This window comes from Algoriphagus chordae (assembly GCF_003254055.1).
Taxonomy (GTDB): Bacteria; Bacteroidota; Bacteroidia; order Cytophagales; family Cyclobacteriaceae; genus Algoriphagus; species Algoriphagus chordae.
On sequence record NZ_QKZT01000001.1, the window covers coordinates 410,773 to 426,358 of the forward strand.

Genomic DNA, 15,586 nt, shown 5'->3' on the forward strand with positions numbered 1-15,586 from the left:
CCTTTTTTCTTTTCAAGTACCTTGGAAAATTCTTATCTTTTGGGAACAAAAGTATTTTCAATATTTCACATTTTCACAAAAGCACTTTTCAATGAAAATCGATAAATCAGATTTCGAAAGCATGAAAGCCAAGTACGACAAAGAAGTCAAAAAAGGCAAAACTGCTAAAGGCAAAAAAGGTAAAGATAAATTAGACCAAACCAATTGGATATTTTTTGATAGAGAAACCTTAGAGAAGCTATTGGCCAAAGCGGATAAGGATCCAAAAAAGGGAGGAATTCAGTTTTATATTACAGAATATACCGAGGAGGTCGCTACCAAGTACCATCCAAAAGAAGTAGAGCAGTTAACCGGAGCATTGACGCTAGTGATGAGACCAGCAAATGTGGAGAATGAATTGGTTATCCCATTGCTAAAAGGAGGTGAAGATGAGTATGAAAATAATGGTAGAATCTGTCCACCATATTGTGATCCAGAACCTACTAATACCTGATAATGGATAGTAGATTCTGGAAAGCATTTGGAGATTGGTATCTATTTGCTATCGCTGCTTTTTTAGTGATAGGTACTTACTATTTTCTTAAGCTCAATAGAAAGGAACAGGCCAATAGTTATTATTGGCTGCCTTTTTTAATCCTTGTATTTACAGTTTTCTATGAAAATCTCGGTGCCTACACCAATTATAATTTTGAGTTCAAAAAATCTGTCAATGCGTTTTTGGGTAATACTGAATTCCCAAAGTACAATCTCTGGGTATATAATCTTACTAATAAGCAGATTTCTACGATACTATATCTTTTTTTAATCAAAACCTGGCTGGAACCATCCAAAAAAAAGTACATCAATTGGATGTTGATTGTATTTGTGAGCGTTGCTATGTTTTTGCAATTATCTGGGATTGAACCGCTTTATTTAAATCAACCCTTCATTTTTTCAATGGGAGCAAATATGATTTTGCTAGGAAGTGGGCTTTATTTTATAGGAATCATTACAAATGATATGTATTTGAAAGCCAATCCCTTCAGATTGCTTTCTTTCTGGCAATTAACTTTCCTTTTATTCACTTATTCTTTGACATACATTAATTCAATGACCATGATTTATCTTTATGAATTTAATGCTCCATTAGGTGAAAGTATAGGTCAAATAGATAGAGTTATGGGTGTCTTAAACAAAGCAATTCTTGTATTGATTATTGCCTCACCATTTTTAGGTAGATTTTTCGATCCTGAACCATTTAATGCTTCGAAAAAAGTATCTGATTTATCCACCCAAATTTGATGTTGCTCATTGCTAGCAATCATGAATTTACAGATTTTCCAAAACATGAGAGATGGACAACAGATTGATTGAGGCCTTTTTCACAGCATATCCATTGACTTCAATTTCCTTGTACTTGATTATGATAATAGGCACAGTTTGTTTTTTTAGACTATCGAAAGATGAGAGAAAAAACATTCATTATTGGCTTCCTTTCTTAATCCTAAGTTTTACTTTTTGCTATGAAAATTTGGGGAACTACACGAACTACAATTATGAATTCAAAAAGTCGGTCAATGAATATCTGGGGAATTTCAAATACCCCAAATTCAACCTCTGGCTATATAATGTAGCCACTAGGCAAATTGGCACTGTACTTTATTTGTTATTGATTAAATCCTGGACGAAGGCATCCAAAAAGAAATACATTAATTGGATGATAATTGTGTTTATCGTTACTGTCTGCCTCCTTCAGTTTTCAGGTGTAGAGCCTATTTATCTCAGCCAACCTATCATTTTTGCCTTGGGGGCAAATATGATTTTAGTAGCAGTTGCTTTCTATTTCATAGATTTGATTACAGATCCATTTTATTTGGCAAAAAAACCATTGAAATTAGTTTCATTTTGGCTGATGACTAGTATCCTGTTCTCAATTACATTGAGTTACATTAGCTCTGTCACCTTGATGTATTTATATGAGGTCAACCCTATTTTGGGACAAGGGCTTCAGCAAATCCAGATCGTGATGAAAATCATCAGCTTAGGGGTACTGACCTTGGTGATAGCATCTCCATTCCTACCTCGATTATTTGACAAAGAACTTTCCTATGAATCCTACTGAAGACCAGATTTACGTTATTATTTTTAGTACACTCTTTTTGGGTGGCCTGATGTCTACATTTGTAGTCGCCATGGTTTTTATCCATAGGCAGAGGCAAGCCCAAAACAAACAAAAATTAGATCAGATCAAATTGGAACATGAAAAGACTCTATTGAATATCGAAAATGAAATTCAGCAGGAAACGCTGACTCATATCGGTAGGGAGTTGCATGATAATATTGGCCAGTTGCTATCCTTGGCCAAGTTGAATTTTGGATCTATCAAAGAGCATAAGCGTGAGGAAGGAAAAGAAATCCTAAACTTGGTGATTAAAGAAGTTAGAGGGCTATCCAAGCAACTCAATCTAGACTGGGTAGAATCGATCAGTATCAATGAATTTATTGCTCAGCAGCTCGCACGCATCGAATCAACTGGATTTTGTCAAACTACCCTACACGCAGATGTTGAGCTTGATGATTTGCCAAAAGATCAAAAGTTGGTACTTATCCGTGTGATTCAAGAATCTCTGAATAATGCGATCAAGCATGCTTCCCCGGAAAAAATAGAAATCAGAATAATGGAGAATAAGCGCGAAAAGCAAATTCTAATAACCGATAATGGCAAAGGATTTGACTCCTCGCAGAAATCCACTGGCTCTGGAATGTTCAATCTTAAGAAAAGAATGGAGACCGTTGGAGGAGAATTTAACCTGACTTCTGCTGTCGGAAAAGGAACAGAAATCAAATTAATCTTGCCAAATTAGAATATAGGGTATAATTTGAAGTTTAATCCCCCCGAAGAACTAATTACCCTATTCTAATGATCAGGATTGGCCTGGCTGACGACCACAAATTATTTGCGAAAGGAATCGAAGGAATTCTCGAAGAAGAAGATGACCTGTTGGTTGTTGGTGTGTTTCCCAACGGCCAGGAACTCTGTGATTACATTGCTGAAAATGAGATCGATGTAGTACTGACGGATCTCAATATGCCGATTCTAGATGGATTTGGGGTCTTGGATCATTGTAAAAAGAAACACCCACATTTGAAGGTCGTTGTCCTCTCTATGTATGATGAGGAGAAGATCTATAAGAAATGTATTAGCCAAAAGGCAGATGCGTTTATTCTGAAAGATGCTGATCCTGATGAGTTGATTTTTACCATTCATGAAGTTTTTGAAGGTAGGCATGTGTTGAATTTTGACAGAGTCAAAAAACAAGCAATACAAGGTGCCTATTTTGATGCTTTTAGGATGAAATACAAACTTTCACGCAGAGAAACTGAAATCATCCAACTCATCAAGGATGGTATTCAAAATACGGAAATCGCCCAAATGCTGAACCTCAGTAAGCAAACTGTAGAGACGCATCGCAAAAATATTCACCTCAAGCTTCAGATCAGTTCTCGAATAGAACTGGTGAACAAGGCCCACGAAATGAACCTATAAATTATGAGTACTCCTATTAAGACCGCTATCGTAGGCTTCGGCTCTGTGGCTGAAAAAATGCATGCCCCACTTATCGCCGTGTGTCCAGATCTTGAGCTGGTTGCCTCAGTGGAGCGCCGCACCAATCGCTGCGAGGAATTGTATGCTGGTGTGACCACTTACAGGAGTTTGGATGAATTACTTTCCGCAGATGTAGCTGATCTGATCGTGATCACTACACCCAATGAATACCACTTTCCTATGGCCATGCAATGCCTGGCAGCCGGAAAACATGTGGTGGTAGATAAGCCTGTGACAATCTTCTCGCATGAAGCTGAGCAGCTCAATAAGCTGGCAGATGAGAAAGGCTTGATCTGTTCGGTCTTTCATAATCGTCGCTACGATGGGGATTTTATGACGGTGCAGAAATTAATGCGTGAGGGGGATTTGGGAGATCTAGTTTATTTGGAGTCTCACTTTGATCGCTTTCGACCAGAAGTTTCTGAGAATTGGAGAGAAAAGGAAGTGCCTGGAAATGGAATCACTTATGACCTGGGTGCACATTTGATCGATCAGGTGGTCTTACTTTTTGGCCTGCCAAACTGGATTCATGCAGACATCCGCAAGCAGAGAACTGGTGCCGTTGCGGACGATTATTTTGAAATTATCATGGATTATGGTTCACTAGTAGCTAAGGTGACTGCAGGTGTTCTAGTGAATGTGCCTACTCCAAAGTTTTTGCTTTTGGGTAAAAAAGGCTCCTACCAAAAGTTTGGTTTGGATGTGCAGGAAGCAGCTTTCAAAGCTGGTGAAAAGCCAGAAGGCTCAACTTGGGGTGTGGAAACTGCGGAGAAGTGGGGAAATCTTTTCCTCAGCGAGGAGACCAGAGCTTACGAAACTATTCCGGGGAATTACAGAATTTTGTACCAAAACGTGGCAGACGCCATTTCGAAAGGCAGTTCGCTGGATATTACCATCCCGCAGACCATCAGTGTTTTGAAGATAATAGAAGCCTCATTTAAGAGCTCCGCAGAGGGGAAAAGAATTTCTAAAGCCGAGGGAGGCTGGTAATCCCCGTCCTTTTTGGCTGAGGTTTTGGGTTAATCGATTCAGTATTAAAAACTGAATTATGAAAAAACTATTCCTCTTATCTCTCACCTTATTCACCTTTATCTCATTAGCGCAGGCACAGATTAGTGCAGGTGTCAATATCCAAAGCTCAGAGACTTTTGTAACTATAGGTACCAATCCGAATAACAAAATTTTTGGTGAAGGACGAATCGGAACTGGTGGGGACATCGGTGTAGAACTGATGGGAGCCTATAATATCATCCAAAAAGATGATGTCAATTTTTATCTGGGTCTAGGGCTTGGGTTAGATGATGATCGAAACCACGATCATGATGACGACGATGACATCTACATAGCCTTACCATTTGGACTTTTAGTGACTCCCTTCAACAGTAAGAACCTCGGTCTAGTCCTAGAAGCAGCACCAATTCTGGCTGATGATCATGGAGATTACTTCCGTGCTGGATTTGGCTTCAAATACACATTCAGATAAAACAATAAACCACCAACAACCAAAAAAGGTCAACTCAGTGATTGAGTTGACCTTTTTGCATGTTAGGAAACTTCCCTGCAATTTCGATTCCTAGAGACTTTCATTTTTCTACGGGGATTCATTCATTTTCCCTATTTTTGCGCCTATGGCAAAAACAGCAACTCCTGCGGAAAACGCGCAATTGAAAGATATTATTTCCCATGCCAAAGAGTATGGATTTGTTTACCCTAGTTCTGAGATCTACGACGGCCTTCAGGCAGTCTATGATTATGGAGCTTATGGTGTAGAGTTGAAAAACAACCTGAAGCGCCTGTGGTGGGAGACTATGACACGGGTTCAGGATAATATTGTCGGTATCGATGCCTCGATTTTTATGCATCCTACCACATGGAAAGCTTCTGGTCACGTAGACAGCTTTAACGATCCGATGATCGACAACAAGGACTCTAAAAAGCGTTACCGTGCGGATGTTTTGGTGGAAGAACATGCTGCAGTGTTCGAAAGAGCTGGAGATATAGAAAAGGCCAATGCACTTACAGGTGCCTTAGCTAGATTGTTAGAAGCTGAAGATCTTGACGGAGTAAGGGATTTGATCACTAATGAAGGCATCAAATGCCCTATCTCTGGCACTTCTAATTGGACAGATGTTCGTCAGTTCAACCTGATGTTTTCTACCCAAGTGGGTTCTGTGGCTGAAGATTCTACTACGATTTACCTCAGACCAGAGACTGCTCAGGGTATTTTTGTCAACTTCCTGAACGTGCAGAAAACTGCCAGAATGAAAATTCCTTTTGGAATTGCTCAGATCGGTAAAGCCTTCAGAAATGAAATCGTAGCCCGTCAGTTTATCTTTCGTATGCGTGAGTTTGAGCAGATGGAGATGCAGTTTTTTGTACGTCCTGGCACTGAGCTAGAATGGTATGAGAACTGGGCGGATATGCGGATGAAATGGCATTTGGCATTAGGGATTCCTGCGGAAAAGCTAAGGAAGCATAACCATGAGAAGCTTGCTCACTACGCAAATGCCGCGATGGATATCGAGTTTAATTTCCCATTTGGCTTCAAAGAAGTGGAAGGGATTCACTCTAGAACTGATTTTGATCTGAAATCACATCAGGAATTCTCCAGAAAGAAGCAGCAGTATTTCGATCCAGAAGTGAATAAGAATTACATCCCCTATGTAGTGGAGACCTCCATAGGAGCGGACAGATTGTTCTTATTGACGCTTTGCAATGCCTATACTGAAGAGACCACAGAGGAGAAAAGCAGAACCTATCTGAAACTTCACCCAGCCATTGCTCCAGTGAAAGCGGCAATTCTTCCGATCACGAAGAAAGATGGCTTGCCAGAAAAAGGAAAAGAGATTCTAGAGTTATTGAAATACGATTTCAATATCATCTATGAAGATGCTTCTTCTATCGGCAAGCGCTACGCTCGTCAGGATCTGATCGGAACACCATTCTGTATTGCTGTGGATCACCAGACCTTGGAAGACAACACAGTGACTATCCGTCATCGGGATACTACGGAGCAGGAGAGAGTTCCTATCTCTGAGCTTCATGGTAGAATCGCTGAAGCGACAAGTTTCAGAAGAGTTTTTGAGAAATTATAAGAATTAGACAAGTATAAAAAACCTCCCAAGAGCGATCTTGGGAGGTTTTATAGTTTATAAAGGTTTATTCCTGTTTCAGCCATATAGATTTATCCCCTTCTTCCATAAGTGATCCATCATCTAGTTTTTTGAATGTCAATTCTAGGCCGAACTGATCATTTTTTTCAATCTTGATTTTTTGTCCTTTGATTTTATAGGAAGTTCTTGAAATTATATCTCCACCATATAATACATCAGCTACTCCCCCGGCTGCTAGCGTGATAAATCTGCCGCAGCCATACAAAGGATCATTCGCTGGAAGACAATCTTCAGGAGAATTTGCGTATGATCCCAAAATGTCTGGCTCCTCCAGTTTGTCGCAAGAAATAAAAACGAAAGCGAGTAGCGTAAGGAGTAGTAAGTTTTTCATAAAAAAGGAGTTAAGTGTATCAACAGTACGATTGGGAGCTAGTGATTGCTACAAAGCGTCTAACATTTACAAAAAATGCTAGTTTAGAGTTTGAATAGAAGTTCATGACAAAGAAAGCACTCATCATCGGTTCTGGTATTGCAGGCATAGCGGCGGCTATTCGATTGGCTGTGAAGGGCTTTGATGTTGAGGTATTCGAAGGGAATTCTTATCCAGGTGGAAAACTCAGCGAAATTCAACTGGGCGAATATCGCTTTGATGCAGGACCATCACTTTTTACACTCCCTGAGCAAGTGGATGCCGTTTTTCAATTAGCGGGAAAAGAACCCAAGGAATACTTTGCCTATGATAAACTGGATGTCACCTGCCAGTATTTCTGGGAAGATGGGACTAGTTTGAAAGCCTATGCAGATCTTAATCGTTTTGCTAAGGAAGTTCAGTCCAAACTGGGCGAAGCTGAATTAAGCATCCACGAAGCACTCAGACAATCCGCTTTTATATACAACAGTTTAGCGCCGCTCTTCATGAATCGTTCACTTCACAGGTTTGATACCTGGACGAATCCTCTTGCGCTGAAATCCTATTTGAGAATGGGGAAATTGGGGATTTTCTCTACCATGAACGAAGCAAATCAGAAGCAATTTACCCATCCGAAACTGATCCAGCTCTTCAATCGCTATGCGACTTACAATGGATCAAATCCTTATGAAACCCCTGCTACGCTCAATATTATTCCTCATCTGGAATTTAATATCGGCGCTTTTTTTCCAAAGAAAGGCATGCATGATATCACTCAGAGTCTGTTCAAGCTATCCGAAGAACTTGGGGTGAACTATCATTTTGGCCAGAAAGTAGAGAGGGTTTTAGTGGAAGCAGGTGTAGCAAAAGGCATACGAGCAAAAGGCGAAGATCACTACGCTGACTTAGTCGTTAATAATATGGATATGGTCAATGCATATAAGACCATTCTAAAAGATCAAAGACAACCCAAGCTTTTACTCAAGCAAGCCAAATCAAGTTCAGCGCTGATTTTCTATTGGGGAGTCAAGCGGGATTTTCCGGAACTTGACCTTCACAATATTTTCTTCTCGGATAATTACCCGCTGGAATTTGAGCATATTTTCAAGCGAGGGACGATATATGAGGATCCGACGATCTACCTAAACATCACATCTACTCATAAAAATGACGATGCGCCAGCGGGATGTATGAATTGGTTTACGATGATCAATGTGCCCAATAATCAAGGGCAGGATTGGGATCAGATGATCGCTGAAGCAAAAAGAAATATCATTCACAAGCTCAATCGTATCTTAAAAACTGATGTGGAGTCGCTGATCGAAGTAGAGGAAATTTTAGACCCACGAACTATAGAATCTAAGACTTCATCCGCTCAAGGTGCTCTCTATGGCAATAGCTCTAATAATAAGTTTGCGGCATTTCTCCGACATGCGAATTACTCTTCCTCGATAAAAAACCTGTACTTCTGTGGAGGCTCTGTGCATCCTGGCGGTGGTATTCCGCTTTGTTTGCTTTCTGCGAAGATTATGACTGAAATGGTGGAAGGGTAGTGGTCAGTTTTCAGTCGCAGTCGTAGAATAGGGAGAAATTGTTTTCACGTCATTGCGAGGAGGAAGAATGACGACCTGGCAATCTCAAAATGGTTCAAGTCTCATGACTTGGACCTAAAATAATGAAGTCTTCACACTTCTATCAGTCAGTTTAGAGAATCATCTGTAGTCTGAAGGTTGCAATAAAATAGACATAAGCCTGCAGACTGATCACTGAGACTGATCAGAGATCAATCCCTCAATCACTTCTTTCACCAAATCCATTTCAAAACCCTTGTTCATCAGATATTGAGTGACTTTGTACTTTTTCTTAAAAGAATCTGACTCCCTAGTTGTTTCCCACTTCTTCTCCGTTTGGCTCAAAAGCGTATCATAATACTCCTCAGCATCGATTTCAGTTAGGCCTTTGCGAATAAGTTCTTCAGAGATTTCACGCATTTTTAGCTCCATTCTGATTCGATTCCTTCCCCATTTTTTTAGTCTGAACTTTCCTCTTGCAAAGGCTCGTGCATAGCGTTCTTCATTTACAAATTCCTCCTCCACCAGTTCCGCGATTATTTTCTCCGCGGCTTCATCTTTGATGCCCTTCTCGTAGAGTTTACGCCGAATTTCCCAAGGACAGCGATCCTGATAGGCACAGAAAGTCGTCAGCTTTTCAAAAGCGTCTTCCTGCGACCAGGAGTTTTTTCCTGACTCATTTGGCTTATATTTTCCCCAACTGGACATTTTCCGTAATTTTAGACCAAATTATAGTGAATCCCTTTTTTATCAAACCTTATTAAATTTTCAAAACTCATTATGCGTAAGAAAATCGTAGCCGGCAACTGGAAAATGAACATGACCTTCGAAGAAGGCCAGACTCTTACTTCCGAAATATTGAACATGATGAAGGACGAGCATTCTGGCGATGCAATCGCTGTGCTTAATCCTCCTTTTCCACATATTTTCCCAGTCAAAAAACTGATCGGAGAAGCAAAAGCTGTATTTATCGGAGCGCAGAACTGTTCTGACAAAGAAGCTGGAGCATTTACCGGAGAAGTTTCTACCAAGATTCTAGCATCCTTCGGTGTGCAATATGTAATTATCGGCCATTCTGAGCGTCGTGAATATTTCCAAGAAAGCAATGAGATGCTTGCTGCCAAAGTGAAGCTTGCTCTTGTGAATGGCTTGACTCCTATTTTCTGCTGTGGCGAATCTCTTGAGATCAGAACAGCAGGTACGCATGAGGCGACCGTTACAACTCAGTTGACTGAAGGTCTTTTCGACTTGAGTCCTGCCGATTTCTCCAAGATCGTGATTGCCTATGAGCCAATCTGGGCTATCGGAACTGGCAAGACTGCTAGCTCTGAGGAGGCGCAGGACATGCATGCTGCTTTGAGAAGTCATGTAGCATCTAAATATGGTAAAGACATCGCAGATGGCACTTCTATCCTGTATGGTGGAAGCTGTAATCCAAAGAACGCACAGGAGCTTTTCGCGAAGCCTGATGTAGATGGCGGATTGATCGGTGGTGCTTCCTTGAAGTCTCGTGATTTTGTAGATATTATCAAATCATTCTAATATAAAATGGATTACCTGGAGTTTAAAATCAAGTGCCTTGATGAGTTCAGGGAAATCCTAATAGCTGAATTTTCTATGATAGGCTTTGATTCCTTCCTCGAAACAGAGGAGGGAATCGATGCTTATACACTGGAATCAGATTTCGATCGGCCTGCTTTCAATGCGGTGATCGACCAGTATATCGTGCCTGCTGAAATCAGCTTGGTGGAAGGCGTCATGCCCAAAGTCAACTGGAATGAAGAGTGGGAAAAAAATTATGATCCCATTGCTGTGGACGATCTGGTCTATGTCAGAGCCTCTTTTCACCCAAGCAAGCCTGAGTTCAAGTACGAGATCGTGATTAATCCCAAAATGTCTTTTGGCACGGGACATCATGCTACCACTTTCCAGATGCTTCGTCATCAGGGTAAAATCGATCACCAAGACAAAAGAGTATTGGATGTGGGTTCTGGTACAGGAATCCTTGCTATTATGGCTCAGCTACTTGGTGCCAAGCAAATCGAAGCATTCGATATCGATGATTGGTGCGTGGACAATGGCAATGAGAACTTTGATCTCAATGGATTGAAAACTCGAATGGAATTGGGGACCATCCGCGAAGTGAATCCTCAAGGTGAGTTTGACATAGTCTTGGCCAATATCAACAAGAATGTGCTGCTGGATGAAATGGATATCTACGTGGATTTGCTAAAGGTAAATGGGTATTTATTGCTTAGTGGATTCTATACAGAAGACATTGAGGATCTTACTAACTGCACTATGCCGCTGGGATTAGAATTGATTTCTAAGGAAAGTAAGGATAACTGGGCAGCCTTGATTTTGCAGAAAAAAGTGTAAGGACAACAGACCGAAGTAAAAAAGGTTAGTTGTAAGCCAAGAAAGTGGAATGGTTCTGAGGCTCACAGGCATCACATGCTGGCGTAAACCGTAAACTAAAAATCGTAATCAACAGGAGGAACTTTCAAGTTTCATCAGGACTTGTCAAACTCTACGACTTTAACAGATAACCTTCATGACTGAACTGATTATATACGCTGTCGTTTTTGTGCTTTTGATTGGGCATTGTCTTTTTGCAGGGAAAATGTATCGTGCTGTACACGCAGATTCCAGCTTGACATTGCATGAGAAAAACGATTGGAAACTTAAAGCACTTATTTTTCCAGCTTATTTTTGGGGAAAATATAAGAAGGCAAAAGGTTAGTTTTTTTGCTTTCAATTAAACTTTTGGGCTTCAATAGCCGATAATAGAACCAGTACTTTTAATTTATCAATTCACAAGAAACTTAGTTTACTAAATTAGCTTCATGGAGTACCTCTGGAAACACAAGCCCAAAACCTCACAAACAGCCATAGATGAGCTGAGCAAGGCGATCAATGTCAATCCGACATTGGCCAATATGCTGATTAATCGTGGGGTGGAGAGTTTTGAGCAAGCGAAGAGTTACTTCCGTCCCGCGCTCAGCTCACTTCATGATCCTTTTTTGATTAAGGATATGACTGAAGCAGTGGATAGAATTCAAGTTGCGATTGCTGCGGAGGAAAAGATCATGGTCTACGGTGACTACGATGTGGATGGTACGACGGCTGTGGCATTGATGTATGGTTTTCTGAAAACCTTCTATCCAGATGTGGTTTTTTACATTCCAGATCGCTACAAAGAGGGGTATGGGATTTCTGAAAAAGGCGTAAGATTCGCTGCCGAGAATGATATCAAGTTGATTATCGCGTTGGATTGTGGAATTAAGGCGATTGAGAAAGTTGCCTTAGCTTCCGAACTTGGGGTTGATTTTATTATTTGTGATCACCACACCCCTGGTGATGAGCTTCCAGCTGCAGTAGCCGTTTTGGACTCTAAGCGGAAGGATTGTACTTACCCATACAAGGAACTCAGTGGGGCTGGTGTTGGCTTCAAGCTGATTCAGGCTATCGCGATGAAGCGAGACATTGACAGTTCTCAATTGGATGCTTATTTGGATCTGGTGGCAGTGAGTATCGCTGCGGATATTGTCCCGATAACTGGAGAAAATAGGATTCTTGCATACTACGGACTTGATCGTTTAAACAATACTCCACGACCAGGCTTGAAGGCTTTGATGCTGAGCAGTAATTTGGAAAAGGACATCGGTATTTCGGATGTGGTTTTCAAAATTGGCCCGAGAATTAATGCTTCTGGAAGATTGGAGCACGCCAAGGCTTCTGTGGAATTACTGATTTCTTCTGATTTGGAAGGCGCCATGGAGCGCGCCAAAGTAGTAGATGAGGTGAATGCAACCAGAAGGAATTTTGATGAGAATATCACCAAGGAAGCTTTTGAAATGATTGCTTCTCGCGAGGAATCGGCTGAGTGGAATTCTACCGTGCTTTTCAAAGAAGACTGGCACAAGGGTGTAATAGGAATTGTAGCGAGTCGTTGTATTGAGAAATATTATAGACCTACGATCATTTTGACGGAGTCCAATGGCAAAGCAACCGGCAGTGCCAGATCTGTGGTGGATTTCAATATTTATGAAGCGATAGAGGAATGTGCTGATCTGTTGGATCAATTTGGAGGACATATGTATGCCGCTGGATTGACACTTCCAGTGGAGAATGTTCCTGCTTTTCAGGAGAAATTTGAGGCAGTGGTGAAGAGCAGAATTCAGGAAGTTCATCGCAAGCCTGTGATAGAAGTTGACGATGAATTGCTTTTAGATCAGATTAATTACAAGTTTTATAATATCTTGAAACAAATGGCGCCTTTTGGCCCTGGAAATACGGAACCGATTTTTCAGATCGCAAATGTTTATGCCGAAGATGTGATTGTATTGAAGGATAAACACCTAAGATTCAAAATCGTCCAAGATGGTCAGGTGACTACTCCTGTTTGTCTGGGATTTGGGATGGCAGATCGGGCAAAAGATCCGGATCTGACAACTGTGAACATGCTTCGTGGAAAAATGCGATTTGATATAGTTGCCGAAATGAGAGAAAATGTATTTCGCGATAAGAGTAGTTTGCAACTCTACGTGAAAGACATCAAATTTGACTGATATGATTCTTCGTGCCGAAAATTTAGTAAAAATCTACAAAGGTCGCCGGGTGGTGAATGATATCTCCGTGGAGGTAAGCCAAGGTGAGATAGTGGGCCTTTTAGGGCCAAATGGAGCTGGGAAAACGACTTCCTTTTATATGATTGTAGGCTTGGTCCAGCCCAATGAAGGCAATATTTTTTTGGAACAGAAGAATATCACCAGTCTGCCAATGTATAAGCGTGCTCAGGCAGGAATCGGATATTTGGCTCAGGAAGCATCAGTTTTTAGAAAGCTTTCAGTAGAAGAAAATATTATGGCGGTACTGGAGATGACCAAGATGCCAAAGAAAGAGCGCAAAGAAAAAGTGGAAAGTTTGCTGGAAGAATTCAGCTTGACCCATGTGCGAAAAAATCTCGGAATGGTGCTATCGGGAGGAGAAAGAAGAAGAACGGAGATCGCTCGAGCTTTAGCTGTAGATCCCAAATTTGTTTTACTCGACGAGCCTTTTGCCGGAGTGGATCCTATTGCGGTGGAAGAAATACAATCTATTGTAGCAAAACTAAAAACTAAAAATATTGGCATTTTGATCACAGATCACAATGTAAACGAAACACTTTCTATCACTGATAGAGCCTACTTGATGTTTGAAGGTAAACTGCTAAAAGCCGGAACTGCAGAAGAGCTCGCAGCAGATGAACAAGTGCGAAAAGTGTATTTAGGATCTAATTTTGAGTTGAAACGAAAAGTTTTTAATTAATGGCGGTTCTGAATTCTTTTATGACCTGGATCTTTAAGAGCCGTGTTGGTCAAATCGAAAACTTTAAACAAAACCCAATAGCTGTCCAAGAAACTATTTTTCAAGCGCTATTAGAAGCAGGAAAGAATACTGACTTCGGTAAGGTACATGGGTTCTCAGAGATCAAAAACTACACAGATTTTGCTAAAAGCGTACCTATAAGGAATTACGATATGTTTAAACCTTTCATTGACAAAGCAATGGAAGGAAGGGATAACGTCCTTTGGAATACGGAAATAGAGTGGTATGCCAAGTCTTCGGGAACTACTTCCAGTCGCAGTAAGTACATCCCTGTTACTTATGAAAGTCTGGAAGAGTGCCACTACAAAGGTGGAAAGGATATGGTTGCGCTCTATATGGCCAATTATCCAGATTCGCGAATGTTTGCTGGTAAGACTTTGACCATCGGTGGGACCTTAGAAAACAATCCGCTAAATCCTCAAGGAACTGCTAGAGCTGGAGATATCTCTGCGGTGATCATGGAGAATTTGCCTTTTTGGGCATACTTCGTCAGGACTCCTTCCAAAGAAACCGCTTTGATGGGAGAATGGGAGGCTAAAATCGAGAAAATGGCTCGCGAGACCATGGACGAGGATGTGACCTGCATGGCGGGGGTTCCTACCTGGACTATCGTGCTTTTGCAAAAAGTATTGGAATTAAAGAAGGCTAAGAACATCACTGAAGTTTGGCCAAATCTAGAGGTGTTTTTTCATGGAGCAGTTGCTTTTGGTCCATATAGAAGTCTTTTCAAAGAACTTATTCCTTCGGAAAAAATGCGCTATATGGAGACTTATAATGCCTCCGAGGGATTTTTTGGAATTCAGGATCAGAAAGATTCTGATGAATTGCTCCTATTATTGGATTATGGGATTTTCTATGAATTCATTCCTATGGACGAATTGAATAATGAAAACCCGGCAGTGATTCCACTTTCCCAGGTAGAGTTGGACAAAAATTATGCTTTAGTGATAACTACCAACGGTGGACTCTGGAGATATAAAATAGGGGATACGGTGAAGTTCACGTCTACGGCACCTTATCGATTCAGAATATCTGGCAGGACAAGGCATTTTATCAATGCATTTGGTGAGGAAGTGATTATCGAAAATGCTGAAAAAGCCATCCAATATGCAGCTGAGCAGACTGGTGCACGAATTGCCAATTTCACAGCAGCGCCAGTTTATTTTGATGGCTCCGGATCAAAAGGTGCTCATGAGTGGATCATTGAATTTCAGAAGAGTCCATCCGACCCTGCTGAGTTTGATCGACTTTTAGACCTGCATTTACGTGAGATTAATTCGGACTACGATGCCAAGCGTCACAAGGGGTTAGCTTTAGTCGAACCCATAATCCATCATGCGCCTGCTGGTCTTTTCGAAAAGTGGATGCGCAGCAGAGGTAAACTGGGAGGTCAGCACAAGGTTCCTAGACTTTCTAATTCCAGAGAATATTTAGATGAGATATTGGGGATGCTTCAGGAAGTTTGAAAAAGTAGGATAAAATAACAGAGCCCAGTGAATTATCACTGGGCTCTGTTATTTTTCTAACTTAATCTTTT

Annotated in this window: 17 protein-coding genes; 15 read left to right on the forward strand and 2 right to left on the reverse strand. The window is 41.0% G+C overall.

The window, feature by feature from the left end; genetic code table 11:
- The first annotated feature begins 91 nt into the window (after positions 1-91).
- The 8 genes from LV85_RS01685 (at position 92) to LV85_RS01720 (ending at position 6,681) form a co-directional block, all read left to right on the forward strand.
- The gene (locus LV85_RS01685; RefSeq protein WP_111316435.1) at positions 92-493 is read left to right on the forward strand and encodes a molecular chaperone DnaK; all 402 of its coding nucleotides are present in this window, start codon (positions 92-94) and stop codon (positions 491-493) included.
- 356 nt (positions 494-849) lie between these two features.
- Positions 850-1,281, forward strand: coding sequence for a hypothetical protein (locus LV85_RS22295; RefSeq protein ID WP_245942100.1), 432 nt, complete (start codon positions 850-852; stop codon positions 1,279-1,281).
- Positions 1,282-1,333: 52 nt separating this feature from the next.
- Positions 1,334-2,101 (forward strand): histidine kinase, encoded by a 768-nt coding sequence (locus tag LV85_RS01695; protein WP_111316437.1) that lies wholly within the window; start codon positions 1,334-1,336, stop codon positions 2,099-2,101.
- On the forward strand, positions 2,088-2,843 hold the full coding sequence (locus LV85_RS01700) for a sensor histidine kinase (RefSeq protein ID WP_111316438.1): 756 nt from the start codon (positions 2,088-2,090) through the stop codon (positions 2,841-2,843). Before LV85_RS01695 ends, LV85_RS01700 begins: the two co-directional genes overlap by 14 nt.
- A gap of 56 nt (positions 2,844-2,899) precedes the next feature.
- Positions 2,900-3,526 (forward strand): response regulator transcription factor, encoded by a 627-nt coding sequence (locus LV85_RS01705; protein ID WP_111316439.1) that lies wholly within the window; start codon positions 2,900-2,902, stop codon positions 3,524-3,526.
- 3 nt (positions 3,527-3,529) lie between these two features.
- The gene (locus LV85_RS01710) at positions 3,530-4,576 is read left to right on the forward strand and encodes a Gfo/Idh/MocA family oxidoreductase (RefSeq protein WP_111316440.1); all 1,047 of its coding nucleotides are present in this window, start codon (positions 3,530-3,532) and stop codon (positions 4,574-4,576) included.
- Positions 4,577-4,634: 58 nt separating this feature from the next.
- Entirely contained in the window at positions 4,635-5,069 is a 435-nt protein-coding gene (locus LV85_RS01715; RefSeq protein WP_111316441.1) for an outer membrane insertion C- signal, read from the forward strand.
- Positions 5,070-5,214: 145 nt separating this feature from the next.
- Positions 5,215-6,681, forward strand: coding sequence for a glycine--tRNA ligase (locus LV85_RS01720; RefSeq protein WP_111316442.1), 1,467 nt, complete (start codon positions 5,215-5,217; stop codon positions 6,679-6,681).
- Positions 6,682-6,745: 64 nt separating this feature from the next.
- Here LV85_RS01720 and LV85_RS01725 read toward each other — a convergent pair whose 3' ends face one another.
- Positions 6,746-7,090, reverse strand: coding sequence for a hypothetical protein (locus LV85_RS01725; RefSeq protein ID WP_111316443.1), 345 nt, complete (start codon positions 7,088-7,090; stop codon positions 6,746-6,748).
- 104 nt (positions 7,091-7,194) lie between these two features.
- Between LV85_RS01725 and crtD the strand changes: the two genes are divergently transcribed.
- Positions 7,195-8,661: a 1-hydroxycarotenoid 3,4-desaturase CrtD gene (gene crtD / locus LV85_RS01730; protein ID WP_111316444.1), complete on the forward strand. Its 1,467-nt coding sequence runs from the start codon at positions 7,195-7,197 to the stop codon at positions 8,659-8,661.
- Between the two features lie 210 nt (positions 8,662-8,871).
- Here the strand turns inward: crtD and LV85_RS01735 are convergent, their stop codons facing one another.
- A complete protein-coding gene (locus LV85_RS01735; RefSeq protein WP_111316445.1) occupies positions 8,872-9,387 on the reverse strand; it encodes a regulatory protein RecX in 516 nt (171 codons plus the stop codon).
- A gap of 72 nt (positions 9,388-9,459) precedes the next feature.
- On the opposite strand from LV85_RS01735, the gene tpiA reads away from it, so the two are divergent.
- The 6 genes from tpiA to LV85_RS01765 all read left to right on the forward strand — a co-directional run bounded on the left by tpiA (position 9,460) and on the right by LV85_RS01765 (position 15,515).
- On the forward strand, positions 9,460-10,221 hold the full coding sequence (tpiA, locus tag LV85_RS01740; RefSeq protein ID WP_111316446.1) for a triose-phosphate isomerase: 762 nt from the start codon (positions 9,460-9,462) through the stop codon (positions 10,219-10,221).
- A gap of 6 nt (positions 10,222-10,227) precedes the next feature.
- The gene (prmA, locus tag LV85_RS01745; RefSeq protein WP_111316447.1) at positions 10,228-11,058 is read left to right on the forward strand and encodes a 50S ribosomal protein L11 methyltransferase; all 831 of its coding nucleotides are present in this window, start codon (positions 10,228-10,230) and stop codon (positions 11,056-11,058) included.
- A 175-nt stretch (positions 11,059-11,233) separates the two neighbouring features.
- Positions 11,234-11,422, forward strand: coding sequence for a hypothetical protein (locus tag LV85_RS01750; protein ID WP_111316448.1), 189 nt, complete (start codon positions 11,234-11,236; stop codon positions 11,420-11,422).
- A 103-nt stretch (positions 11,423-11,525) separates the two neighbouring features.
- On the forward strand, positions 11,526-13,250 hold the full coding sequence (gene recJ / locus LV85_RS01755) for a single-stranded-DNA-specific exonuclease RecJ (RefSeq protein ID WP_111316449.1): 1,725 nt from the start codon (positions 11,526-11,528) through the stop codon (positions 13,248-13,250).
- Between the two features lies 1 nt (position 13,251).
- A complete protein-coding gene (gene lptB, locus LV85_RS01760) occupies positions 13,252-13,989 on the forward strand; it encodes an LPS export ABC transporter ATP-binding protein (RefSeq protein WP_111316450.1) in 738 nt (245 codons plus the stop codon).
- A complete protein-coding gene (locus LV85_RS01765; RefSeq protein ID WP_111316451.1) occupies positions 13,989-15,515 on the forward strand; it encodes a GH3 auxin-responsive promoter family protein in 1,527 nt (508 codons plus the stop codon). The genes lptB and LV85_RS01765 overlap by 1 nt, the downstream gene beginning before the upstream one ends.
- Positions 15,516-15,586 lie beyond the last annotated feature (71 nt).